Raw genomic sequence first — 23764 nt, forward strand, 5'->3', positions numbered from 1 at the left:
AGCAAAGGACTGAAAATCCTTGTGTCCGCAGTTCGATTCTGCGCTGAGGCACCATTCTTCATGCGGAAGTAGCTCAGTGGTAGAGCATCACCTTGCCAAGGTGGGGGTCGCGAGTTCGAATCTCGTTTTCCGCTCCATTTTCATATGGCGACGTAGCCAAGCGGTAAGGCAGAGGTCTGCAAAACCTTTATCCCCAGTTCGATTCTGGGCGTCGCCTCCAATTTTTTCGCCGAGGTGGCGGAACTGGCAGACGCAAGGGACTTAAAATCCCTCGGAGGGTGACCTCCGTACCGGTTCGATTCCGGTCCCCGGCACCAGAACTTCCAGAGACTTCACAGTGTGTGAGGTTTCTTTTTTTTATTGCCGGCGGCCCGTGTCTTCTTCCGTGTATCGTGTATGACAGAAATGAGTGTGAAAGTTAGATTCGCACTCATTTTTTATGATAAAATAGAATGGTAAAAATCAATCCAAAGGAGTAGTTATATGGAAGAACGACGTATCATCCATGTGGAGGAAAAACTCCCCATCGCAGAAACCATCCCTCTGAGCCTGCAGCACCTGTTCGCTATGTTCGGGTCCACGGTGCTGGTCCCCTTTCTTTTGAAGGTGGATCCTTCCACGGCCCTGTTCATGAACGGGGTGGGGACCCTGCTGTATCTGACCATCTGCAAATGGCGGCTGCCGGCCTATCTGGGCTCCAGCTTCGCCTTCATCTCTCCGGTGCTGGCTGTGTGCGCCACTCCGGGCATGGGTTACGGCGACGCCCAGGGCGGGTTCATCGCCTTCGGGCTCTGCTTTATCCTCATCGGTCTCATGGTGAAGAAAATCGGCACCAGGTGGATCGATGTGCTGTTCCCGCCGGCGGCCATGGGTTCCATCGTAGCCATCATCGGTCTGGAACTGGCGCCCCTGGCCCTCAATATGAGCGGTTTCATGGAGCCGGTGAAGGGAATGACCAACGCCCAGGCCATGACCATCTCCATGGCCACCCTGGTTATCACCATCCTGGCCAATGTGGTGGGCAGGGGGTTCATTGCCATTATCCCCATCCTGATCGGGGTAGTCAGCGGCTATGTGCTCAGCTATTTCATGGGTGTGGTGGATTTTTCCGCCGTGGCCAGCGCTGCCTGGTTCTCGTTCCCTACTTTCTATAAGCCGGAATTCCACCTTTCGGCCATCATGATGATTCTGCCGGCCCTGTTCGTGGTGCTGGCAGAGCACCTGGGCCATCTGTTCGTTACCAGTGACATCGTGGGCCGTAATCTGATCAAGGATCCGGGCCTGCACCGTTCCCTGATTGCCGACGGCCTGTCCAATGTGCTGTCCGGCCTGCTGGGTTCCACGCCCAATACCACCTATGGGGAAAACATGGGCGTCATGGCCATTACCGGTGTGTACAGCACCTGGGTCATCGGCGGGGCGGCCATTTTTGCCATCCTCTTCTCCTTCATCGGCAAGATCGCTGCCGTGATCCATGGAATCCCCACCCCTGTGATGGGCGGTGTCTGCATCTTATTGTTCGGTTTTATTGCCGCTTCCGGTCTGCGCATGATGGTGGAGCGGAAGGTGGACTTCACCCAGCCAAAGAACCTGATCCTTACGGCTGTGACCATGATCAGCGGCCTTTCCGGGGCTGCGGTCCATATTGGTCCTGTGCAGCTGAAGGGGATGGGACTGGCTACCGTAGTGGCCATCATCGCCAGCCTGGCTTTTCTGATTTTCGAAAAATTGGGTCTGACCAACGAAAAATAATCGGTTTTCCAATTGAAAGAAACCGCAAGTTATGGTATATTGTATAAAAGTTTACAACCGAGAAAAGGGAGGAAGAGTATGGAGAATTTACAGCATGAGGTCGTCCTGGTAGTCGACTTCGGCGCACAGTACAGCCAGCTGATTGCCAGAAGAGTCCGTGAATGCGGCGTTTACTGCGAAATCATTCCTTATAACTACAGCCTGGATAAAATCAAAGCCAAGAATCCCAAAGCCATCATCCTGTCCGGCGGTCCCAACAGTGTATATGCCGAAAACACCCCCAGTGTGGATACGGGCGTGTTTGAACTGGGCATCCCTGTACTGGGCATCTGCTACGGGGATCAGTTCATGACCAAGGCCCTGGGCGGCGTAGTGGCCCATGCCGGCAGCGGCGAATACGGCAAGACTGCTGTGGTCCTGGACAACGAAAACCGTCTGTTCTCCGGTCTGGAAAAGAACAACGTCTGCTGGATGAGCCATCAGGACTATGCGGAAAAAGCACCTGAAGGCTTCACCGTCATCGCCCATACGGATGAATGCCCCATTGCTGCCATGCAGAACGAAGAAAAGAAACTGTACGGTGTGCAGTTCCATCCGGAAGTGATGCATACGCCCTTCGGCAAGCAGATGTTCAGCAACTTCCTGTTCAATATCTGCAACCTGTCCGGCGACTGGACCATGTCTTCCTTTGCCCAGAACAAGATCAAGGAAATCCGTGAAAAAGTAGGGAAGGGGAATGTGCTGTGCGCCATGAGCGGCGGCGTGGATTCCTCCGTGGCTGCCGTACTGGTCCACAAGGCTGTGGGCAAGCAGCTGACCTGCGTATTCGTGGATCACGGCCTGCTGCGGAAAGATGAAGGGGACCAGGTGGAACAGGTCTTCAAGCGGGATTTCGACATGAACCTGATCCGGGTCAACGCCCAGGAACGTTTCCTGAGCAAGCTGAAAGGGGTCAGCGACCCTGAAAAGAAACGGAAGATCATCGGGGAAGAATTCATCCGGGTCTTCGAAGAAGAATCCAAAAAAATCGGTCACGTGGACTTCCTGGTCCAGGGGACCATTTATCCGGACGTGGTGGAATCCGGCGGTACCGGTACCTCTGCCACCATCAAGAGCCACCACAATGTAGGCGGCCTGCCCAAAGACATGAAACTGGGGCTGATCGAACCCCTGCGGGAACTGTTCAAGGATGAAGTCCGTGCCGTGGGCGAAGAACTGGGCATCCCCTCCGAACTGGTATGGCGCCAGCCCTTCCCGGGCCCTGGCCTGGCCATCCGTGTCCTGGGCGAAGTGACCGAAGAGAAGCTGCACATTGTCCGTGAAGCCGATGCTATCTTCCGGGAAGAAATCGCCAAAGCCGGTCTGGACCGGTCCATCTGGCAGTATTTCGCCTGCCTGCCCAACATCCGCAGCGTAGGTGTCATGGGTGACTTCCGGACCTACAGCAATACCATTGCCCTCCGTGCTGTAAACAGCACCGACGGCATGACTTCCGACTGGTCCCATATCCCGTATCACGTACTGGATCTGGTGTCCCGCCGGATTGTCAACGAAGTCCCCGGGGTGAACCGTGTAGTGTACGACATTACCAGCAAACCGCCTGCGACGATTGAATGGGAATGATTATATGAATAATGAACACCTCGTAAGTATGCGGCTTACGAGGTGTTCATTTTATTTGTGCTCTTATTTTGCTCTTAAAATTATTTCATTTACTCTTTGAGCGACTTCATTCCCTTACTTTGCCGGAGGAAGAAGAACCGAGATTCGTTGGAGTATGGGGACAAAGACATTTGCAGTATTTGAAAGAATACCGCAGGAATGTATATCTGGATCTGATGATGAGCGGCAGACTGAACAGTTATCTGGCAGATATAGAGGAACAGGCACAGGAACGCTTTGAAAGAATTGTAGAGCAGATGAAACAGACCCAGGGAATCACGGAGCAGTTAAAGGCGGACAATGCTTTGGAATGGGTAGGTAGAATGAATAATATACAGGCGTGTACGAGGGAGATTGTGGACAAAGAAATAATTATCAGTAAAAATAATGTAGATGAGGGCAAGGCAGAAAATGGCTTGCTCTCTACTTTACAATAATATTTGTTGCTGTATAATTGAGAAGAAAGAGACAAATCGAAATTTACGGAGGAAATTCAAATGAAACAATATATTGTAGATGCATTTACTGACAAAATTTTTCATGGAAATCAAGCGGCTATTTGCATTATGGATCAATGGATTATTGAAGACTTGATGATGAACATAACGAAGGAAAATAATTTTTCAGAAACGGCTTTCGCTGTTAAAGAAGGTGAAAAGTACCATTTACGTTGGTTTACTCCAGGTGGCGAGATTGATCTCTGTGGACATGCAACACTTGCATGTGCCTATGTTTTGTTCAAATTCTATATCACGGATGCAAACAAGGTTGTATTTTCAACGCTTAGTGGTGATTTAATTGTAAAAAGAAATGATGACCTTTTGGAAATGGAATTTCCAGCATATAAATTGGAGAAGGTTCCTGTTACACAGGATATGATAGATGCGATGGGAGCCACACCATCAGAAGCATATATGGGAAGAGATTTACTATGCGTGTTTGATGACGAAAAAACAGTAAGAAACTTGCAGCCTGACATGAATAAGCTCCTTAATTTAGAAGGGTTACTCTTGCAGGTTACTGCACCGGGAAAAGACACAGATTCAGTTTCACGAAGTTTTGCACCGAAATTAAATGTTACTGAAGATCCTGTATGCGGATCAGGGCATTGCCATATTGTTCCTTATTGGGCAAAAAGGCTCAATAAAGATAGCATTGTGGCATATCAGGCATCGAAACGTGGAGGAACCCTATATTGCAGAATGGATGGGGATAAAGTATTTTTAGCTGGAAAAGCTGCTCTATTCTCTGAGTGCGAAATCTACATTTAATTTGGAATGACAAATTCCAGTTTGTTGGGATAGTGGAAAAATATTTATTGCAAGATTTATTTTATTGTATTTTGTAATATGGTGTTGGTTTCCTAAGCAAACTCGCTTATAATCTGAATCGGAACATATTGCTATTATCCACAGTTACGGAGCGAGTGTTATCAACGCCGATAACAAACTGATAACATTAGCCCATATAGGCAGGATAATATGGATAAATCAAAGATTCAAAAGAAAAGTAAACACGGCAACAAATAATCTCTAAACAAAATTGATTAGGGATTGTCGAATGGGAATAAGACCTGCTAAATAACCCAGGCGCACGATATACGTCCATCTGCTTTGTCAGCGGGAGTTTTGGCTCGCGGCATGTACGCTTTAGTACTATGCCACGACCCAAAACTCCCGCTTTCGCGCATCTGGACGCATCTCGTGTGCCTGGAAGGAGGCGGGGGAATGGTGATAATACAAGTTTTTGGTCTATATCGATTGTATGATTGTGACGCCGTAGGGGCTTACCAGCCGGTAAGCCCGCCCCGCAACGTGTTCTTCGACCGTAACGCCCGGAGCCCCCGACCGAAATCCCATCGTATAATCCACTTTTTTATGTTACAATCCTCTCAGGAAGTCAAAGGGGGTTGTTTTATGAAACTGAAAAAATTGGGGTTATTGGTGGGGTTCCTTGCTGCTTTTCCGTCTCTGGCACTGGCCAGCCGAATCATTCCCATGGAGCGGACTGTGCTGGAAATTCCCAATTCTACGGGGAAAGTGGTGCAGAAGGATTTTTCGGAAGGGAATCGAAAAATGCATTTCGTGGGCGGCCGTTCCAATCGCGGACTTCCCGGTATTGTGGTGGTCCGCAAGGGTCATTTCCTGGAAGCAGATTCTGCTTTATGGGCCAACTTCCGCACCAAAGAGGCTAATCGGCGAATTGCCTATCTGATTACCCAGTTCAAGGACACGGATACCGGCCGATACTTCTATGGTGTGGAACCGGGCCTAGCCCATTCCGACATTTTCTTTGACTGCTTCCTGATCGGCTATGACCGGACAGGGAAAAAGGTCAAGGAATTCGTGGACAGCAAGAATTATTATGCTCCTCACGGATACGACCTGGAAGAATTCATTACCCATCGGGGCGACTTCTACCTGGCTAAATTGGATTTCGGCAGGTTTCAGGAGGGCACAGTGTATAAACTGATTTGGAATCAGGAGAAGGATCAGTTTGGATATAAGCAGGTAGACCCCAGTGAGGCTCACGCATAACCCCTGCGCACAATAAGGGGCCATCTACTTTGTCAACGTGGGATTGGGTTCGCGGCATGTACGTTTTAGTACTATGCTACGAATCCAATCCCGCGTTTTCGCGTATCTAGGCACATCTCCTGCGTCTTGGAAGCAGTCGAGGGGAACATCGCGGTTGATTGTACGTTGAACCGGTTCTATGTTACAAGGATTGCAAAATCTCCTGGAAGTGAAAACAATGCGGTATCCTTATATGACTCTTGCAGATGAAACAGAAATTTCCCATTCCAGTATGGCATCGGATGGTACTGTACAGGTATATTTTGAAATTCCCTGCGAAGGAGGCTTTCAACATGCCACTTGTATTTTGCCCAGTTATCAACGGACAGAAAACCAGGGCTATTCACAGGATGCCATTAAGGCTTTTGATACATGCCTCTACAATAACGCTCATTTCATCCTGGAATTTGCCCAAAATGGAGGATTCGCACATGCCACAGCTGTTTAGAATCGGACCGTACCTGATTTTATTTCTGGTCCAATGAAAATATGCCGGTGGAGCCTGTGTTTGCTTTTCTAAAAGCAGGCTTTTAGGATGTTGGCAAAATCTTCAATATAAAATCCGGAGTTGTCTTTTTTCCAGAATGCGCAGTAGGTCTTTTTGACAGGCTGCGCATTTCTTGTGAGTGGAATCCGACATACGGTCGTATCAAACCAGACCTGTTCGCTGATCATGTCAACTGGCATATAGCCCTGACCGGTCAGGATCTTCAGGCGTGCTTCCTGAATGGTGTCTGCAAATAAAAAATCTCCATGTAGTCCGACAATAGTCTCATAATATTCCTGTTCCTCGTTTCTGGCGGCCTGGTTAATCACAAGAATGCAGGTGGCGTTTTTCAGGTCTTCTGTCTCTACATGCTGCAATTTGCTTAAAGGATTCTTGGAAGATATTTCAATAAAAATTTTGCTTTCAGCAAGAATCTCATTATTGTAGGCATCAGAAAAGGCACGTCTCTGGTCGTTTAGCGCAAGGTCAACAGAACCATTTTCCATAGCATGGTAAAGCTCTTCATGGCTTCCAACGATGATTTGAACGTCAACAGTTGGATATTTTTCGGAAAACATGGAGATTGCCTCGGATAATTCATTTCCATGATAGCCTTTATAATATCCGATTTTTAATACAGCATGATCATTTGATGCAATGCGTTTGGTTTCCCGGATCATCTGCCGGATATCACCGGATATGACCAGGCTTTTTCTGTAAAAATGTTCACCTGCAGGCGTAAGTGAAAATGTCCGATTGTGGCGTTTCAGTAGTTTCACACCAAGTTCTTCTTCCAGTTTTTTGATTTGCTGGGAGATAGCAGACTGCGATACATGACATTGTTCGGCAGCCTGATAGAAATTTCCATTTTCAACCACAGCCAGTAAGTATTCAATCTGACGCAATAACATAAAGAAACCTCCTAGATTTGAAAGTTTATTATATTATACAATGATTATTAAAACTTATCAATTTAATTAGCATAAAGATTTGATTGAGAAGTATATTTGAATTATGATTAGATTCACAAAAGAAAATAACATCATCAGGAGGAATGGAAATGGCTAAGAATCTGATCATATACTATTCAAGAAAGGGTGAGAACTATGTGAATGGAAGTATTGTTGATTTGAAAAAGGGCAATACGGAAATTTGCGCAGAGTTCATTCAGAAAGCAGTAGGCGGAGACCTTTTTGAAATTCAAACTGTAAATGAGTATTCAGCAGATTATCACAAATGTACAGAGGAAGCAAGGAAAGAATTAAAGGAAAATGCAAGACCGGAATTGAAAAAATATCTGGAAGAGATTTCGAATTATAACAATATTTTTGTGTGTGGGCCCTGCTGGTGGGGCACTTATCCAGCAGCTGTGTTTACACAGCTTGAGAGGCTTGACTTTACAGGGAAAAAAGTAATGGCACTTATGACACATGAAGGAAGCGGACTTGGCAGCAGTGAACGTGACCTTAGAAAAATATGCAAAGGTGCAAGATTCGGATCGGGCATTGCAGTGCATGGTGCGGACGCAGAAAAAGCAAAATCAGCAGTAGCAGACTGGGCAAAGAAAAATGTTGGTGAAATGAGATAATAAGCGATTGATCTTACAAAAAGGAGCAAACAGACGATGAACAAAAAAGATGTAATGATTGTAACTGGAGCAGGACAGATTTCCATGGCTATTGCAAGACGAATAGGGTTTGGTAAGAAAATTGTTATGGGTGATAAAAATATAAATCATGCAAACACCATTGCAGAGATTATGAACAATGCAGGTTTTGATGTGGAACCGGTAGAGATGGATCTTTCTTCCAGAGAATCTATTTTAAGATTGATTGCAAAAGCACAGGCGTATGGAGACATTAAAATGCTTGTAAATGGTGCAGGGGTATCACCGAGTCAGGCACCGGTTGAAGCAATCTTAAAGGTTGATCTGTACGGGACAGCTGTTTTATTAGAAGAAGTCGGAAAAGTAATCGCAGAAGGTGGTTGCGGAGTTACCATTTCCAGTCAGTCAGGTTGGAGAATGCCTCAGCTTACCGCAGAAGAAGATGCAGCACTTGCCACAACACCAACAGAAGAATTACTAAATCTTGAGATTTTACAGCCGGGAAATATTAAAGATACCCTTCATGCTTACCAGTTGGCAAAACGCTGCAACGAGAAGCGGGTAATGGCGCAGTCTGTTGAATGGGGAAAGCGTGGTGCAAGGTTGAATGATATTGCCCCAGGAATTATTGTAACACCACTTGCAGTGGATGAATTTAATGGACCGCGAGGTGATTTTTACAAGAATATGTTTGCAAAATGTCCGGCAGGAAGACCGGGAACCGCAGACGAAGTAGCAAATGTAGCAGAACTTCTGATGAGTGACAGAGGAGCATTTATTACAGGATCTACGTTCCTAATTGATGGTGGAGCGACATCGTCGTATTATTACGGATCGCTAAAACCAAATCATAAAAGGGTGTGAAAACAAATGGCATTCCCTGTTTTGCCGGGCGGACTGCAGGCATAGCTGTTTTGTATGGCAGGGTTGGGATAAAAAGTATTGGTCAAATCCTGCCTTCTTTTGTATAGTAGGCTGTGGAAAGAATCAACCCTGAAGGAGACGATACGCAATGGATAAGCCGTTTATTTTTTGTCATATGGAGATTTCGCCGGACGGCAAGATCATGGGCAAATACCTCTGGCTTCCGTCCGCCAGTGAGGCACCGGACAGCTTCAGTGCCATTATGAATGGTCCGGATGCCAGATACCACTATCAGGCAATGCTCAATGGCCGCACGACCATCGATGACAATTTCACGTTCTATGCCAAACCGGAACTGGATGAAAACGCACCCCAGGTGCCGGACGGTGACTACCTGGCCGAAGGTGCGGCCCTGGGTCAGTTTCTGCTGGCTGTAGACGGGCACGGCAAACTGGCCTGGCAGGACAATGTAAGCGAGTACGATGGCGTCAAAAACCATATTGTGGAAATCCTCACCGAAGCGGCTTCCAACAGCTACAAGGATTTCCTGCGCAGGAAGGGCATCAGCTATCTGATCTGCGGCAGGGACAGCATTGATCTGCCGCTCCTCTGCCATAAAATCAAACATGACCTGCATGTGGATTCCGTAATGCTCGGGGGCGGCGGCGTCCTCAACTGGAGTTTCATGCAGGCGGGACTGGTGGACGAGCTGAGCCTGGTCATGGCTCCGGCAGCGGACGGCAGCACGGAAACCCAGACCCTCTTCATGGCGAAACCCGGCATTACCACGGACCAGCCGATCCGTTTCAAGCCTCTGGAAGCAAAGATCATGCCGGATGATGCTGTCTGGATCCGCTATCGAGTCGGCAGGAAAGTGGATTTTGACTTTGACAGCGACCCGGAATTCAAAGAAGTCATGGATATGATCCAAGCCCACAGACAGTGAATATTACCCACCAGCTCCTGAAATATGCTATAATGAAACGAAAGAATGTTCACAGGCAAAGGTGGGATATTATGGAAGTCTATGATACGTATGGATCCCCTCTGGGGACCATGATCCTGACAGCGGACGAGGAGGGGCTGACCCGGCTGTACTTCAAAGGGGCGCCCGATGCCCCGGAGGGGCTGGAAGACCAGCTGCCGAAGGCCCGGGATCATGAATTCATCCAGGAAGGCAAACACTGGCTCCACGGCTATTTCGAGGGCCGTCATCTGGGCTGGCGTCCGCCCCTGCATCTGAAGGGCACGGACTTCCAGCGGCAGGTGTGGAAGATCTTGCTGACCATCCCCTATGGCCAGACTGCAACCTACGGGGACGTGGCCCGGGAAGTGGCCAGAACCCGCCATGTGGACAGGATGTCCTCCCGGGCTGTGGGTGGTGCCGTGGGCAGCAACCCGGTATGCCTGATCGTGCCCTGCCACCGGGTGGTGGGGGCCAACGGCAGCTTTACCGGCTACGGCGGCGGCCTCCAGCGGAAAGTGAAGCTGCTGGAACTGGAAGGGGTGGATGTCAGCCGGTTCACCATGCCCAAAGAGAGCCGCTTCCTGTAATGTATGGCAGGAAATCCTTTACGGGAAATCTGGAAAGGGAGATTCCGGATCCAGGTTTCCCGTACTTTTTTGACTTATGATGTAATATTAATATTGACAACAAAAATCGTCTGTGCTATCCTTTCTGCAAGAAGTAAATAAAAATATTACAATCAAACGGATGCGTTTCATTGTCCCAGCGGCTGGGAGAAGGGAGTTAGGAATCATGGATGCACAGGGCTGCCTGCAAAAATTATGGGAACTGAAAGATGTGGCGTTTGCCACGGTGGACGCCCAGGGGAATCCCCAGGTACGGATCATCGATGTGATGCTGGTAGAAGAGGGCAGGCTGTACTTCTGTACCGCCCGGGGCAAGGCCTTCTACCGGGAACTGCTGGCTGCGGGCCGTGTGGCCGTTACCGGGCTGACTCCGGAATACCAGAGCATCCGGCTGCGGGGCAGGGCGGAGAAACTGGCCGATGCCCGGAACTGGATCGACCGGATTTTTGCGGAAAACCCGGTGATGAAGGATGTCTATCCCGGGCAGAGCCGGTACATCCTGGAGCCTTTCTGCATCCGGGAGGGGGAGCTGGAATGGTTTGATCTGAGCCGTACTCCCATCCTGCGGGAACATTTTCCCCTGGGGGAGAAGACTCCGGCTGCGGAGAGATTTGGCTGCCAGGGCTTTTGCATTACCGGAGACTGCACCAGCTGCGCTGCCTGTGCGGAGATCTGTCCCCAGCAGTGCATCGCCTCCGGGCATCCTTACCGGATTCTGCAGGAACACTGCCTCCACTGCGGACTGTGCGCTGAAACGTGTCCGGTAAAAGCCATTATCAACAAAGAGGGCTGACATGATAGGGGACATCTTTCACCTGCTGGCGGAAAAACGGGAATTTTTTTCCGGCCTGCTGCTGGAACATCTGGAAATTTCTCTGGCAGCCTGTCTGACGGCCCTGGTGCTGGGCGGCATTGCCGGCATCCTGATCAGCGAATACCGCAGAGCGGCCAGGCCTACGCTCACTGCCATCAATTTCCTCTATACCATCCCTTCCATTTCCATGCTGGGTTTTCTGATCCCCTTTACCGGGATCGGCAACAGGACGGCCATCCTTGCTCTGACCATCTATGCCCTGCTGCCCATGGTGCGCAATACCTGCACCGGTATGAGCCAGGTGGATCCGGCCATTCTGGAGGCCGCCAAAGGCATGGGGAGCACCCGTTTCCAGATTTTGTGGAAAATCCAGCTGCCGCTGGCCCTGCCGGTGATTTTTTCCGGGATCCGGAACATGGTGATCATGACCATCGCCCTGACCGGCATCGCTTCCTTTATCGGTGCCGGCGGGCTGGGGGTAGCCATTTACCGGGGCATCACCACCAACCATACGGCACTGACCGTTACCGGGAGTCTGTTGATCGCCCTGCTGGCCCTGGCGGCAGACGGGCTGCTGGGGTTCGTGGAACAGCGGCTGCAGTGCAGGGGGCCCAGAGCACGGCGTCAGAACCGGCGTCTGGCCCTGGGGGCGGCGGCACTGCTCCTGTGCCTGGGCGGAAGCCTGCTGTGGCCCGGAGGACAGGCCAGAGTGGTTCATATTGCCACCAAGCCCATGACGGAACAATACATCCTGGGCCAGATGCTGAAACTGCTCATTGAGCAGGATACGGATCTGAAAGTCCAGCTGACCCAGGGAGTGGGAGGCGGCACTTCCAATATCCAGCCGGGTATGGAAAAAGGCGCCTTTGACCTGTATCCCGAATACACAGGGACCGGCTGGAACATGGTATTGAAACAGAAGGGTCTGTACAGCGAGGAGCAGTTCGGCCAGCTGCAGCAGGGGTATGAAACCCGGCTGCACATGAAATGGGTGGGCCTCTACGGATTCAATAATACGTACGGCCTGGCCGTACGGAAAGAAATCGCCGACCGGTACGGGCTGCACACCTGTTCAGATCTGAAAAAAGCAGACGGGCAGCTGGTGCTTGGTGCCGAGTACGACTTTTTCGAACGGCAGGACGGGTATGATGCGCTCACAAGAAAACTGGGCGTGTCTTTCCGGAGCACCCGGGATATGGACATCGGGCTGAAATACCAGGCACTGGCCCAGAAAAAGATCGATATCATGCCCATCTTTACCACAGACGGCCAGCTGAGCCAGGCGGATGCGGTGGTGCTGGAGGATGATCTCCATCTGTATCCTTCCTACCGCTGCGGGACCGTGGTGCGGGAAGATGTGCTGCAGAAGTACCCGGAACTGGCTCCCGAGCTGGAAAAGCTCCAGGGGCAGATCACGGACGAGGATATGCGGAAGATGAACCATGAAGTGGAAACAGACAAGAAGCAGCCCGGGGAAGTGGCACGGGCTTTCCTGCAGGCCAGAGGGCTGCTGCGGTAAAGGAGGGAACAATGGAACCGATCATTGAATTCCGGCATGTCCGGAAAGCTTATGGCAGTACGGTGGTGATCCCGGATCTGAACCTTGCTATCGATAAGGGTGAATTTGTCACCATGGTGGGTACTTCCGGCAGCGGAAAGACCACGACACTGAAAATGGTCAATGGGCTGCATATGCCCACCAGCGGCCAGCTGCTGATCCGGGGAAAAGATATCCGCGGCAGGGACCTGATCCAGCTGCGGCGCCACATCGGCTATGCCATCCAGGGGAGCGTCCTGTTCCCCCATCTGACAGTGGCGGAGAACATCTGTTATGTGCCCCGGCTGCTGGGGCAGAAGGACAAGGGCAGGCTGCAGGCCCTGGTGGACCGGTGGATGGATACCATGGGGCTGGACCGGAACCTGGAAAGCCGGATGCCGACTGAACTTTCCGGCGGCCAGCAGCAGCGGGTGGGGATTGCCCGGGCCCTGGCAGCCGGACCGGAAATCCTGCTCATGGATGAACCGTTCGGGGCGGTGGATGCACTGACCCGGAAACAGCTGCAGGACGAGCTGAAACGGCTGCATCGGGAAAGAGGCCTTACCATCCTTTTTGTCACCCATGATATGGAAGAAGCCCTGAAACTGGGTACGAAGGTACTGGTCATGGACAAGGGGGTCATCCAGCAGTATGGAGCGCCCGCCGAACTGCTTCTGCACCCGGCCGGGGAGTTTGTGCGGCAGCTGGTGGAAACCCAGCGGCGGACCTGCTTTTTGCCGGAAGAAAAACTGGCCGATTGTGTGTACAGCGGCGGTGCGTCTGGTAAAATAGAAGGGAATGCATAAAAAGAAAGGGAAATGACCATGCAGATATCTACGAAATTTACCATTGCCATCCATATCCTGGCAGCCGCGGAATATTTCGGCAGGGAGTATAAAGTGACCAGCGACTTCCTGGCAGGCAGTATCGGGTGCAACCCGGTCATCGTGCGGAATCTGATGAAACAGCTGCGGGACGCCGGGCTCATTGCTGTGCGCCGGGGCCCCGGGGGCATCCAGATCACCCGGCCCCTGGACCAGATCACTTTCTGCGATGTGTATCAAGCGGTGGAAACCAGCAGGGACGAGCTGTTCCACTTCCATGAGAACCCGAACCCCCGGTGCCCGGTGGGCAGCCACATCCATCAGGCTCTGGACGACAAGCTCATGGACATCCAGAAACAGTTCGAGGAGGATCTGCGCCGGCACAATGTGGGAGAAGTGGTGGGGGACCTGGAAAAGTCCATCCAAAACGGATAACAATAAAAATGTTCTCTTCACCTTTTATTTATGTGAATAATCTGTTATAATGTAACGTGTGATGATAATTGTTTAGATATTTGTTTTATTTCACAGTACACTTATCTGTTTTAGCTCATGGGGGGCGTTTGGCGGATTCGTTTCCGTAAAAGGGGAGGAGAGATTGTATGAACAAAATCTTCAAAGTCATCTACAGCAAAGTGCGTCACTGCTATGTGGTGGTTTCGGAAATTGCCCGGAACCAGGGAAAGGCCCATTCTGATCACCTGAATATACCCGGGGGGGGTATACAGCTTAACCCTGGCTCTGGCACTGGCACTGTCCCTGGGTGCTCCGGGTCTGGTCCAGGCGGATTCTGTGGATCTGGGAAATGGCGCTTCGGCGGCGTATGATGAAAACAGCAACCTGACCATCGGCAAAGATGTCCAGGCCAAGGGCAGCGACAATGCCGGAAGAAACAACGTGACCATCGGGAACGGTGCCGATACCCTGCGGAAAGACGGGGATACGGAAGGGCAGCCGCTGGATGGGAGCAATACGCAACTGGTGGACGGAGAAGGAACGGCCCATACCCTGACCCGTTCCACTTCGGCCAGCAATGCCACCGTTTTGGGGAACAACAGCCGTGCGGAAGGGGATTCTTCTACGGCCATCGGCGCTACTGCCAAAGTGGCGGCTCCGAAGACGACCTATTACGCCGATGCAGACGGCAACAAGACCACCAACCTGAGCGATGCAGCCTGGTACAAAGACAGCCAGGGCAAACCCACAAGGGTACCGCAGGTATTCCGGGATAAAGACGACAACAAGACCACTACGCCCCAGTACAGCTATACCAAGGAGGATGGTACCACCGGAGTTACTGACGATGTCAGCAAGGCAGACAAAGTCGGCGACCAACCGAAATATAGCTACAGGAAAAGCGATAATATCGGTTCCCTTTATACGGTGGAACTTTATCAGGATGTGAGCAATTCCATTGCTGCCGGCAGCCATGTAACGGCCGAAGGGAAGAATGCCGTAGCTGTGGGTTATGAGACCAATGCGGTGGAATCCGCGGTAGGCATTGGGGATTCGGCCCAGGCGACCGGAAAAGCATCCATCGCCATCGGCAAGGGGATTACGGCTTCCGCCGAGCAGGCGACAGCCGTCGGCGCCGGTACGACAAGCGCAACGGGTAATCAAAGTACAGCTGTAGGTTTCAATGTTTCTGCAAAGGACACTGGTTCTTCCGCCTTTGGTTCCAATGTAACGGCTGAAAACAGCTCGTATGCTTCCGGCATGACCGGGACAACGGCCGACTACGGTTCTGTGGCAGTGGGGTCTAATGTGCATTCTACGAGCGGCTCCTATGCCTCCGGTATGACTGGGACAACGGCTGAAGGCGGTTCTATAGCAGTGGGGTCCAATGTGCATTCTACGAACGGCTCCTATGCCTCCGGTATGACTGGGACAACGGCTGAAGGCGGTTCTATAGCAGTGGGGTCCAATGTGCATTCTACGAACAGCTCCTATGCCTCCGGTATCAGCGGGACACAGGCCAATTCAAGTTCTGTGGCAGTGGGCAGCGCTGTAATGGCTGAAAATAGTTCCTATGCTTCCGGGATGAATGGGACAAATGCCAATTACGGCTCTGTGGCAATGGGGTCTAAAGTACATTCTACGAACGGCTCCTTTGCGGCAGGTATAAATTCAAGTGAGGATGATACAACAACGGCTGAAGGCGGTTCTATAGCAGTGGGATCCAATGTGCATTCTACGAGCGGCTCCTATGCCTCCGGCATGACCGGGACAACGGCTAATAATGGATCCTATGCCGCCGGTATGAATGGGACAAAAGCCGATTCCAGTTCTGTGGCAGTGGGAAGCGGTGTAACAGCTACGAATGGATCGTATGCTTCCGGCATGGATGGAACAACGGCCAACTCCGGTTCTGTGGCAGTGGGCGCTAATGTACAGGCTGATAACAGCTCTTTTGCGGCAGGCTTTAACAGCAGCGCCGGAACGAACGGCATCAGTCGCAACGGCACAAATATTGCGGTGGGGGGAAATACTTCTGCCAATAACGGATCCACCGCTCTGGGCCTCAATGCTACGGCAGATTACTGCTCCCTTGCCATTGGCCTGAAAGGATCCAGCAATGATAGTGCAAGTGCCAGCAATTACAGTATGGCCATGGGCAATGCTGCCTATGCAAGTTGGAATTCTACGGCCATCGGCAATTCGGCCAGGGCACAAAATTATGCCGTAGCGCTGGGTGGAAATACCAGTGCTTATGTATACAATTCGGTTGCATTAGGCGCCAATTCCACGGCCAATGTTGCATCGGGCCAAGCAGGTTTCGATCCCAGTACAGGCAGTAATTCTACGGATACCAACACTGCCTGGAAGTCCACGTTGGGTGCGGTATCTGTCGGTACTGTGGACAGGAATGGCAAGGCAACTGCCACCCGCCAGATCAACGGCCTGGCAGCGGGCACGGTGGATACGGATGCGGTCAACGTGGCCCAGCTGAAGGCGGTAGCGGCTGTGGCGGGCGTGCATACGGCTGTGACGGTCAACGACAAGTCCAATCCCACCAGTGCGGCTGCCGGTGAAGGGGACTATGGCGACTATGCCGGCGGGGAAACGGACAATCTCCGCATTGCAGCCATGAAGAGTGCCGATGGCCAGCTGACCTACAACATCAAACTGAACGACCAGCTTTCCATCGGCAGGAAAGGTGAGGACGGCATAGACGGCAGCATCGGTGTGACCGGAAAGGATGGCTCTTCCGTGGTCATCAACGGGAAGGACGGCAGCATCGGCCTGACTGGCAAGGATGGTGCCGACGGCCTGACCATCCGCGGTGCAACTGGTGCACCCGGTGCAGCCGGTACGGATGGCATGACCCGCATCATCTATAAGGACAGCGGGAACGTGGATCATACGGTGGCAACCCTGGATGACGGGCTGAAGTTCAAGGGGGATTCGGGTGAGACAGTGACACGGAAACTCAATACCCAGCTGAAAGTTACCGGCGGCCAGGATGACGAGGAGAAACTGACCGCATTGGAGGACAAGAATATCGGGGTCGTATCCAGGGGTGACCAGCTGGAAATCCGGCTGAGCAAGGATCTGAAAGGACTCAATACGGTGGCTGCCGGTAAGAATTCCGTATTCGGCCGGCAGACAGTGACGAATACCGGGGGCGGAGAGGAAACCGGTGATTATGTAACTGGCCTGGATAACAGAACCTGGAACAACGAAAGCTACGTCAGCGGACGAGCTGCTACGGAAGACCAGCTCCAGCAGGTGGTCAGCAACCTGACGGGCCCAAGTGCCAGCGGCGGCTTCGGGCTTTCGGCCAACGGCGGTGAAGTGAAGAAGGCTCTGGGCAAGACCATTGCTATCAACGGCGACGGCACCTATGGTGCGGACGGAAAGGAAACCAAGGCCGGCAATATCCGTACCTCCGTGGAAGGCGAGGCGGTCAAGGTTTCTCTGAACAAGGACCTGCATATTGATTCTGCCACTATGGAAAAGACGAATCCCGACGGCAGTACGGTCACCAACAAGACGACTGCTGAAGGCTCTGAGATGACCAGGACCGATGCGGGCGGCAAAAAAACAGCAAGTACGGTTACCGGCGCCGGATCCCTGACCATCACCAACGGTGATGTGACCACCACCATTGACAAAGACGGCGTCAACACCAACAAGGTGAAGGTGGGGGATAATACCACCATTGATAACGGCTCTGCCACCATCGGCGGCGTCACCATTAACGGCAACGGGGAAACGGACGGCGATTCGGAACACACCAGCACCATCACAGGCCTTTCCAACAAGAAATTCGATACGACCCATCTGGATCAGTATGAAGATTCCGGCCGGGCCGCTACGGAAGCCCAGCTGAAGGAAGTGTACGACAAGGCTTCCCAGCATACGACGGTGACGGTCAATGGCAAGCCCAGTGCTGAGGGCAACCTGAAAATGGAGGAAACGAAAAACGGGGATGGCAGCATGAATTATGCCCTGTCCCTGAATAACGACATTACCCTGGGCGATGAGAAGACTGACGGCAAACTGACCGTGAAGAGCAAGGACGAGACCAAGTTCGTGACTGCGAATGGGGAAGACGGCACGCTGACCTTGAAGGACGGGGACAAGGAAGCGTCTATCAAAGCAGCCGATGCGGCAAAAGGCGTGGATGACACCACGGACATCAGCCGGGTGTCCGTAGGTGGCAGCACCGTGGCAACCCTGGATGACGGGCTGAAGTTCGCCGGCGACAGCGGCGACCCCCTGAAACAGAAACTGAACAGTACCACCAACATCAAGGGCGGTGCTGCGGGAGCGCTGACGGATGGCAATATCGGCGTAATTTCCGACGGCAGGGATACTCTGACCGTGAAGCTGGCAAAGGACATCAAGGGCCTGGACAGCGTGGAAGCCACCACGGTGAACGCCACCACGGTGAATGCCAGTACGGTTTCCATTGCAGGGGACAACACCCACAGTGCCATTACCATCCGGCAGGGTGACATTAACATGGGCGGCAACACCATCAGCGGGGCAGCGCCCGGCAAGGTGAGTGCCGATTCCACGGAAGTCGTCAACGGCAGCCAGCTGTACGCCCGGGATCAGGCAATCGGCAAACTGGGCAGCAGCGTGAACCGTCTGGACAATAAGATCAACCGGGCAGGCGCCGGTGCTGCGGCTCTGGCGGCCCTGCATCCCCAGGATTTCGACCCGGATGACAAGTGGGATTTCGCTGCCGGCTACGGCAACTACCATGGAGCCAGTGCGGCGGCCATCGGGGCTTTCTACCGGCCTACGGAGGATGTGATGTTCAGCGTGGGCGGCAGCATGGGCGGCGGCGAGAACATGGTGAACGCAGGCGTAACGTTCAAACTGGGACAGCACAACCATGTGTCCAACAGCCGGGTGGCCATGGCCAAGGAAATCCGTGACCTGAAGGCCACTGTGGGCCAGCTGACCCAGATGGTGAACATGCTCACCGGCAACGCCGGCGGAAAGACCGTGCCGCTGCAGAAGGGGGACACCCTGTTCCCGGATGTGCCCAAGAACCACTGGGCCTATGACTACGTGACCAGACTGGCCAGGGCCGGGATGCTGGAAGGATACCCGGACGGCGAGTTCAAGGGGGACCGGATGATGACACGCTACGAATTCGCCACCGTGATCTACCGGGCCATTATGGCCGGAGCCGCCGGCAATCCGAAGCTGAACCAGGATGGCACCCTGGATAAGCTGGTGGATGAATTCGGCGACGAACTGCAGTACATCCGCATTGCCGTGGTGGAACGGGATAAGAACGGGAAGCCGACCATCGAAAGAGTCCGGACCGTGGCAGATGACGCAAGACACCATCACAAGAAAGAAAATACAGCACAGGCAGGGAGCCAAAAGGCATAACCCATGAGGAGCTGTGAAGGGATTCCTTCACAGCTCCTTTCTGCTTGCACTTTCCGTCCCATATAGGGTATAATAACTTTACTGTAGTAAAGAAGAAAAGAAGAAAAGAAGTGAGGGAACAGGGTATGGGAAGTATTGGAGCGTTAACAATTTTGTTCTGCATTTATGCGGTCAGTGAACTAATCGCCGTGAAGACCCGGGCTATTCTGTCCACGGTGCTGGGGATTTCGGTGATCCTGCTGGCCGGGTTCTGGTCGGGCATCCTGCCCAGGACCCTTATCCGGGATGCCCAGGTTTCAGGTATCGGCATGGCCGTGGTGGGGATGCTGATCGTGGCATTGGGGACCACCATCGACTTTGCGGAACTGAAACGGGAGTGGAAAGTGGTGGTTACCTCCGTCCTGTGTGTGGTGTTCGCCGTGGCGGCCATCATTCTGGGGGGCCGGTTCGTTATGGATCCTAAGATTGCCATTGCCGGTGCGCCTATTTTCGCCGGGGGCAACGCTGCCACGCTGATCATGCTGGCGGCTGCCAAAGAAAAGGGACTGGCCTACGTGGGCACTTCCTGTCTGGCGCTGCTGGTGACCCAGAAATTCTTCGGCATTCCCGTGGCTTCCGTTGCCCTGCGGCGCCTGGCCCGGCAGCTGCGGCAGGATGAAACCTTTGTGGGTACGTACTGTGCCCGGGAGGAAGAGGTCCGGGAGCTGACCCGGAAAAAGCCGGTGCGGCTGCCTTCCCTGTTCGACAAACCCTCCGTGTACCTGGCCAAGCTGGGCCTGGTGGCGACGGTGGCCTTTTATGCGGCCAGGCTGACCCATGGACACATCCACTATCTGGTCATGTGCCTGATCATGGGAGTGGTCTTTTATTTCCTGGGCTTTCTGGACAAGGGCATCCTGGGCAAGACCCAGTCCAGCGGAATGCTCATTTTCTTCGTGACCATTGTGATCTTCTCCAATTTGGGGGCCACTACGCCCCAGCAGGTGGTTTCCGTGCTGCCGCCCCTGATCTGGGCGGCAATCCTGGGGGTGGCCGGGCTCTGTGTGGCCGCGGCATTGTGCAGCAGAGTGCTTGCCATGCCGTTTACCCTGGCGGTGGCTCTGGGCATTACCTGTACTTTCGGGTTCCCGACCACCATGCTGGTTTCCCAGGAAGTGGCCAGTGCCATGGGGGAAACAGAGGACCAGCGGAAGGCACTGGAAAATTACCTGCTGCCCAAGATGCTGGTAGCCGGCTTTGTCACCGTGACCATTACGTCCGTGGTGCTGGCCGGGTTTGTGGTGAATATTCTTTAAAATAAGAAGCCGGACCGCCTCCTGCAGGGGGCTGAAAGATGTCAGCTTGAACGGCGACGGGATGCAGGAACGGCCTGCTGCGTCGGACAAGCTGACATCCCGGGCCTGAAAGGCGGGTCTGGCTTCTGCCATCTCAAAAAAGGAGCGAAGCGATATGCAAGATCTCATCAAATCATACATCACCGCCCACCGGCAGCCCATGCTGGAGCTTTGGCAGGAAATCGTCAATACGGAAAGCGGGCCCAGACAGCTGGACGGGGTGAACGCAGTGGGGGCCATCCTCACCCGTGAACTGGAAGGCACCGGGGCTGTGGTGCACCGGGTGGCAGTGGAAAATGCCGGTGAGATGATCGTGGGCGACTGGAACCAGAAGGCCGGCGGTGCGCCCATCATCTTCATGGGACACATGGATACGGTGTTCCCGGCCGGAGAAGCGGGGCGCAACCCCTTCCGGGTGGATGCGGACGGGTTCGCCCACGGCCCCGGTGTGGTGGATATGAAGGCGGGCCTGGTCATCGGGGTGTATGCCCTGAAGGCACTGGCAGCATCCGGATGGAAAAAGCACCCCATCCGGTTTCTGGGGGTGCCCGATGAAGAGACACTGCACATGCTTTCCAACGCCAAGGAACTGATCGCCCGGGAAGCACGGGGGGCGCTGGCGGCCTTCAATTTTGAACCGGGGCCGCTGGACGACCGGCTGGTCATCGGGCGCTATGGCGGCGGCCCCGTTTCCATTACGATCCACGGGGTGGCAGCCCATTCGGGCAGTGCTCCGGAAAAGGGACGATCGGCCATTCTGGAGGCGGCCCATAAGATCGTGACCCTGGAAGCGGCCAATGATATCCCCCGGGGCAAGCTGATCAACTGCGGTGCCGTCGAAGGGGGCATCGGGGAGAACACCATCCCGGCCTGCTGCAAAATCCGCATCGGCATCCGGTATAAAAATGAAGCCATCGGAAAGGAAATCCATGACCTGCTGGCCCAGGTGACGGCAGCGCATACGGTGCCTGATACCCGGGCAGAACTGGACGTGAGCCGGGTGATGCACTGCATGGAGACTACTGACAGGGTACGGAAACTGTACGGCCATGTGGCGGCCACGGCGGAAAAACTGGGGTACCGGCGCCCGGAAGGCATCCAGGTGGGCGGCCTGTCCGATGCCGGCATCCTGGTTGCGGCAGGCATCCCCACCCTGTGCGGTATGGGGGTGCGGGGGGAAGGTTCCCATACGCCGGAGGAACGGGCGGAAGTGGAATCCCTGTACCAGCGGTGTGCTCTGGCAGCCTGTGCGGCGGCGACCCTGTGACCCCGGCTTGACACCCTGTGCTACAATAGAAATGTAGCGAAAATAAATACAATTCAAAGGAGCTTTGATCATGAAAGTTTTACTTCTGAACGGCAGCCGTCGGGAAAAGGGCTGCACCTATACTGCTCTGTCCCTTGTGGCCAGACAGCTGGAAGCTGCCGGCATCGACACGGAAATCATCTACATCGGCCTGAACGCCGTGAACGGCCAGCTGGATGCACTGGTGCAGGACGTTGCCGCCAGGATGAAGAATGCCGATGGCCTGGTCATCGGGTCCCCGGTATATTATGCATCTCCCACCGGTGAAATACAGGTATTCATGGACCGGTTCGCCGGGGCAGCCGGCGCCGACCTGCGCCACAAACCGGCTGCAGCCGTGGCCTCTGCCCGGAGGGCCGGTACCAGTGCCACCCTGGACGTGCTGAACAAGTACTTGATGTATAACGAAATGCCCGTGGTTTCCAGCAACTACTGGAACATGGTCCACGGCAACACTCCGGAAGAAGTGCTGCAGGACAAGGAAGGGGTCCAGATCATGGAAACCCTGGGGAAAAACATGGCCTGGCTGCTGAAGAGCATCGAAGCCGGCAAAAAAGCAGGGGTCGAAGAACCGGTCAAACCGGTGAAGGTCATGACCAGTTTCATCCGGTAAAAAGAATCGGGGCGCCAGCCTTCAGTTTTTAAAAAATTTACGTTCATCCGCTTCTTTCTGTACTATACTATTCTGGACAGTCTATTACGGAAAGGGGCGGCTTTTTTTATGTTGGAACGTGCAATCTGGGAGGTGGAACGGCCGGACAGAATCTTTTCCTACTTCCGGCTGGAGGCACCGGTGCTGGCTGTGGTCACTGTCACCGGCATCCTCTATAATATCGGCATGGGGGCCGGCCCCTATTTCGAGGGCCAGCTGGCTCAGTGCCTGTATGACATCTACCAGGGCAGGGTACCCGTTGCGGCCATGGCCCGGCTGGCCGCCCTGTACGTATTTGTGATCCTGCTGGTACAGACGGCCCGGGCGGGCAAGCGCTACAGCACCCGGTTCTTTGCCAACGAGGTGAGCCGCACCCTGCGCCATACGCTGTACCACAGTCTGGTACATCTGGACGCCAGGGCCCTGGGCGAGGAGAACATGGGCAGCCTGATGACCAAGGCCATGGGGGATGTGGATGCCTGCGCCGAAGGGATGCGGAAATTCACCACGGAAGTATTCGACACGGGCGTGGTGATGGTGGTGTACCTGGTGCTGCTCATGGCCTATGACTGGAAGCTGACCCTGCTGGCCTGCAGCTTTACGCCTCTGGCCTACTGGATCGCCAACCGGCTGAAAAAGCAGGTAGCCGAGGCCAACGGCATTTACAAGGCCACGGAAGCCCGACTGAACACCCTGACCCTGGACCGGGTGAGCCACGCCATGACCTACCGGATCTACGGGGAGGAAACCTGCCGGGACGGGGCCTATGAGGATCAGCTCACCGCCTACGAAAAGGCCAGTGCCAGGGCCAACCTGTTTGAGGGCAGCATGCAGCCCCTGTATGATGCCATTGCCATGGCCGGCACGGCGGTGGTCTTCATCCTGGGCGCCCGGAACGTAC

21 protein-coding genes and 3 tRNA genes are annotated in these 23764 nt (G+C 53.4%); 23 read left to right on the forward strand and 1 reads right to left on the reverse strand.

From position 1 onward, the window contains the following. The first annotated feature begins 62 nt into the window (after positions 1–62). The 9 genes from ACR0QW_RS07575 (at position 63) to ACR0QW_RS07615 (ending at position 6438) form a co-directional block, all read left to right on the forward strand. Positions 63–137 (forward strand) — tRNA-Gly (locus ACR0QW_RS07575). 9 nt (positions 138–146) lie between these two features. After that, positions 147–220, forward strand: a tRNA-Cys gene (locus ACR0QW_RS07580). 8 nt (positions 221–228) lie between these two features. After that, positions 229–317 (forward strand) — tRNA-Leu (locus tag ACR0QW_RS07585). Positions 318–483: 166 nt separating this feature from the next. Further along, complete coding sequence (uraA, locus tag ACR0QW_RS07590) at positions 484–1752, forward strand: uracil permease (protein WP_432643087.1); 1269 nt, start codon at positions 484–486, stop codon at positions 1750–1752. A gap of 78 nt (positions 1753–1830) precedes the next feature. Further along, positions 1831–3375: a glutamine-hydrolyzing GMP synthase gene (gene guaA, locus ACR0QW_RS07595; RefSeq protein WP_432643088.1), complete on the forward strand. Its 1545-nt coding sequence runs from the start codon at positions 1831–1833 to the stop codon at positions 3373–3375. A gap of 53 nt (positions 3376–3428) precedes the next feature. Further along, positions 3429–3851 carry a TnpV protein gene (locus ACR0QW_RS07600; protein WP_432643107.1) on the forward strand — a complete coding sequence of 141 codons (423 nt, stop codon included), beginning with the start codon at positions 3429–3431 and terminating at the stop codon, positions 3849–3851. A gap of 60 nt (positions 3852–3911) precedes the next feature. After that, positions 3912–4685, forward strand: coding sequence for a PhzF family phenazine biosynthesis protein (locus ACR0QW_RS07605; protein ID WP_432643089.1), 774 nt, complete (start codon positions 3912–3914; stop codon positions 4683–4685). 645 nt (positions 4686–5330) lie between these two features. Then, on the forward strand, positions 5331–5951 hold the full coding sequence (locus tag ACR0QW_RS07610; RefSeq protein WP_432643090.1) for a hypothetical protein: 621 nt from the start codon (positions 5331–5333) through the stop codon (positions 5949–5951). 217 nt (positions 5952–6168) lie between these two features. Further along, positions 6169–6438 (forward strand): hypothetical protein, encoded by a 270-nt coding sequence (locus ACR0QW_RS07615; protein ID WP_432643091.1) that lies wholly within the window; start codon positions 6169–6171, stop codon positions 6436–6438. A gap of 68 nt (positions 6439–6506) precedes the next feature. Here ACR0QW_RS07615 and ACR0QW_RS07620 read toward each other — a convergent pair whose 3' ends face one another. After that, positions 6507–7388, reverse strand: a complete 882-nt coding sequence (locus tag ACR0QW_RS07620) for a LysR family transcriptional regulator (protein ID WP_432643092.1) — start codon at positions 7386–7388, stop codon at positions 6507–6509. A gap of 149 nt (positions 7389–7537) precedes the next feature. On the opposite strand from ACR0QW_RS07620, the gene ACR0QW_RS07625 reads away from it, so the two are divergent. The 14 genes from ACR0QW_RS07625 to ACR0QW_RS07690 all read left to right on the forward strand — a co-directional run. Next, positions 7538–8065, forward strand: coding sequence for a flavodoxin (locus tag ACR0QW_RS07625; protein WP_432643093.1), 528 nt, complete (start codon positions 7538–7540; stop codon positions 8063–8065). A 36-nt stretch (positions 8066–8101) separates the two neighbouring features. After that, positions 8102–8947: an SDR family oxidoreductase gene (locus ACR0QW_RS07630; RefSeq protein ID WP_432643094.1), complete on the forward strand. Its 846-nt coding sequence runs from the start codon at positions 8102–8104 to the stop codon at positions 8945–8947. A gap of 148 nt (positions 8948–9095) precedes the next feature. After that, complete coding sequence (locus ACR0QW_RS07635) at positions 9096–9893, forward strand: RibD family protein (RefSeq protein ID WP_432643095.1); 798 nt, start codon at positions 9096–9098, stop codon at positions 9891–9893. Positions 9894–9964: 71 nt separating this feature from the next. After that, entirely contained in the window at positions 9965–10501 is a 537-nt protein-coding gene (locus ACR0QW_RS07640; protein WP_432643096.1) for a methylated-DNA--[protein]-cysteine S-methyltransferase, read from the forward strand. Positions 10502–10706: 205 nt separating this feature from the next. Continuing rightward, positions 10707–11333, forward strand: coding sequence for a pyridoxamine 5'-phosphate oxidase family protein (locus ACR0QW_RS07645; protein ID WP_432643097.1), 627 nt, complete (start codon positions 10707–10709; stop codon positions 11331–11333). A gap of 1 nt (position 11334) precedes the next feature. After that, a complete protein-coding gene (locus tag ACR0QW_RS07650) occupies positions 11335–12873 on the forward strand; it encodes a glycine betaine ABC transporter substrate-binding protein (RefSeq protein WP_432643098.1) in 1539 nt (512 codons plus the stop codon). Positions 12874–12884: 11 nt separating this feature from the next. Beyond that, a complete protein-coding gene (locus tag ACR0QW_RS07655) occupies positions 12885–13697 on the forward strand; it encodes an ATP-binding cassette domain-containing protein (protein ID WP_432643099.1) in 813 nt (270 codons plus the stop codon). 18 nt (positions 13698–13715) lie between these two features. Beyond that, the gene (locus tag ACR0QW_RS07660; protein ID WP_432643100.1) at positions 13716–14150 is read left to right on the forward strand and encodes an Rrf2 family transcriptional regulator; all 435 of its coding nucleotides are present in this window, start codon (positions 13716–13718) and stop codon (positions 14148–14150) included. A gap of 167 nt (positions 14151–14317) precedes the next feature. Next, positions 14318–14542 carry an ESPR domain-containing protein gene (locus tag ACR0QW_RS07665; RefSeq protein WP_432643101.1) on the forward strand — a complete coding sequence of 75 codons (225 nt, stop codon included), beginning with the start codon at positions 14318–14320 and terminating at the stop codon, positions 14540–14542. After that, entirely contained in the window at positions 14508–19571 is a 5064-nt protein-coding gene (locus tag ACR0QW_RS07670) for a YadA-like family protein (RefSeq protein WP_432643102.1), read from the forward strand. Before ACR0QW_RS07665 ends, ACR0QW_RS07670 begins: the two co-directional genes overlap by 35 nt. A gap of 125 nt (positions 19572–19696) precedes the next feature. Then, positions 19697–20866 (forward strand): hypothetical protein, encoded by a 1170-nt coding sequence (locus ACR0QW_RS07675; protein ID WP_432643103.1) that lies wholly within the window; start codon positions 19697–19699, stop codon positions 20864–20866. 154 nt (positions 20867–21020) lie between these two features. Then, positions 21021–22172 carry a M20/M25/M40 family metallo-hydrolase gene (locus ACR0QW_RS07680; protein WP_432643104.1) on the forward strand — a complete coding sequence of 384 codons (1152 nt, stop codon included), beginning with the start codon at positions 21021–21023 and terminating at the stop codon, positions 22170–22172. Positions 22173–22242: 70 nt separating this feature from the next. Next, positions 22243–22824, forward strand: a complete 582-nt coding sequence (locus tag ACR0QW_RS07685) for a flavodoxin family protein (RefSeq protein WP_432643105.1) — start codon at positions 22243–22245, stop codon at positions 22822–22824. 108 nt (positions 22825–22932) lie between these two features. Further along, on the forward strand, positions 22933–23764 hold an 832-nt coding region (locus ACR0QW_RS07690), incomplete at its 3' end, for an ABC transporter transmembrane domain-containing protein (protein WP_432643106.1).

It is taken from the genome of Acidaminococcus sp. (genome assembly GCF_050873445.1).
In the GTDB taxonomy this organism is placed as follows: Bacteria; Bacillota; Negativicutes; order Acidaminococcales; family Acidaminococcaceae; genus Acidaminococcus.

What these genes read in the sequence shown, in the direction of transcription:
- ACR0QW_RS07680 (WP_432643104.1), top strand. Translation starts at nt 21,021, where the DNA reads ATGCAAGATCTCATCAAATCATACATCACCGCCCACCGGCAGCCCATG.
- ACR0QW_RS07610 (WP_432643090.1), top strand. Translation starts at nt 5,331, where the DNA reads ATGAAACTGAAAAAATTGGGGTTATTGGTGGGGTTCCTTGCTGCTTTT.
- ACR0QW_RS07675 (WP_432643103.1), top strand. Translation starts at nt 19,697, where the DNA reads ATGGGAAGTATTGGAGCGTTAACAATTTTGTTCTGCATTTATGCGGTC.
- ACR0QW_RS07645 (WP_432643097.1), top strand. Translation starts at nt 10,707, where the DNA reads ATGGATGCACAGGGCTGCCTGCAAAAATTATGGGAACTGAAAGATGTG.
- ACR0QW_RS07665 (WP_432643101.1), top strand. Translation starts at nt 14,318, where the DNA reads ATGAACAAAATCTTCAAAGTCATCTACAGCAAAGTGCGTCACTGCTAT.
- uraA (WP_432643087.1), top strand. Translation starts at nt 484, where the DNA reads ATGGAAGAACGACGTATCATCCATGTGGAGGAAAAACTCCCCATCGCA.
- ACR0QW_RS07685 (WP_432643105.1), top strand. Translation starts at nt 22,243, where the DNA reads ATGAAAGTTTTACTTCTGAACGGCAGCCGTCGGGAAAAGGGCTGCACC.
- ACR0QW_RS07635 (WP_432643095.1), top strand. Translation starts at nt 9,096, where the DNA reads ATGGATAAGCCGTTTATTTTTTGTCATATGGAGATTTCGCCGGACGGC.
- ACR0QW_RS07605 (WP_432643089.1), top strand. Translation starts at nt 3,912, where the DNA reads ATGAAACAATATATTGTAGATGCATTTACTGACAAAATTTTTCATGGA.
- ACR0QW_RS07655 (WP_432643099.1), top strand. Translation starts at nt 12,885, where the DNA reads ATGGAACCGATCATTGAATTCCGGCATGTCCGGAAAGCTTATGGCAGT.
- ACR0QW_RS07620 (WP_432643092.1), bottom strand. Translation starts at nt 7,388, where the DNA reads ATGTTATTGCGTCAGATTGAATACTTACTGGCTGTGGTTGAAAATGGA.
- ACR0QW_RS07660 (WP_432643100.1), top strand. Translation starts at nt 13,716, where the DNA reads ATGCAGATATCTACGAAATTTACCATTGCCATCCATATCCTGGCAGCC.
- guaA (WP_432643088.1), top strand. Translation starts at nt 1,831, where the DNA reads ATGGAGAATTTACAGCATGAGGTCGTCCTGGTAGTCGACTTCGGCGCA.
- ACR0QW_RS07625 (WP_432643093.1), top strand. Translation starts at nt 7,538, where the DNA reads ATGGCTAAGAATCTGATCATATACTATTCAAGAAAGGGTGAGAACTAT.
- ACR0QW_RS07640 (WP_432643096.1), top strand. Translation starts at nt 9,965, where the DNA reads ATGGAAGTCTATGATACGTATGGATCCCCTCTGGGGACCATGATCCTG.
- ACR0QW_RS07615 (WP_432643091.1), top strand. Translation starts at nt 6,169, where the DNA reads ATGCGGTATCCTTATATGACTCTTGCAGATGAAACAGAAATTTCCCAT.
- ACR0QW_RS07630 (WP_432643094.1), top strand. Translation starts at nt 8,102, where the DNA reads ATGAACAAAAAAGATGTAATGATTGTAACTGGAGCAGGACAGATTTCC.
- ACR0QW_RS07650 (WP_432643098.1), top strand. Translation starts at nt 11,335, where the DNA reads ATGATAGGGGACATCTTTCACCTGCTGGCGGAAAAACGGGAATTTTTT.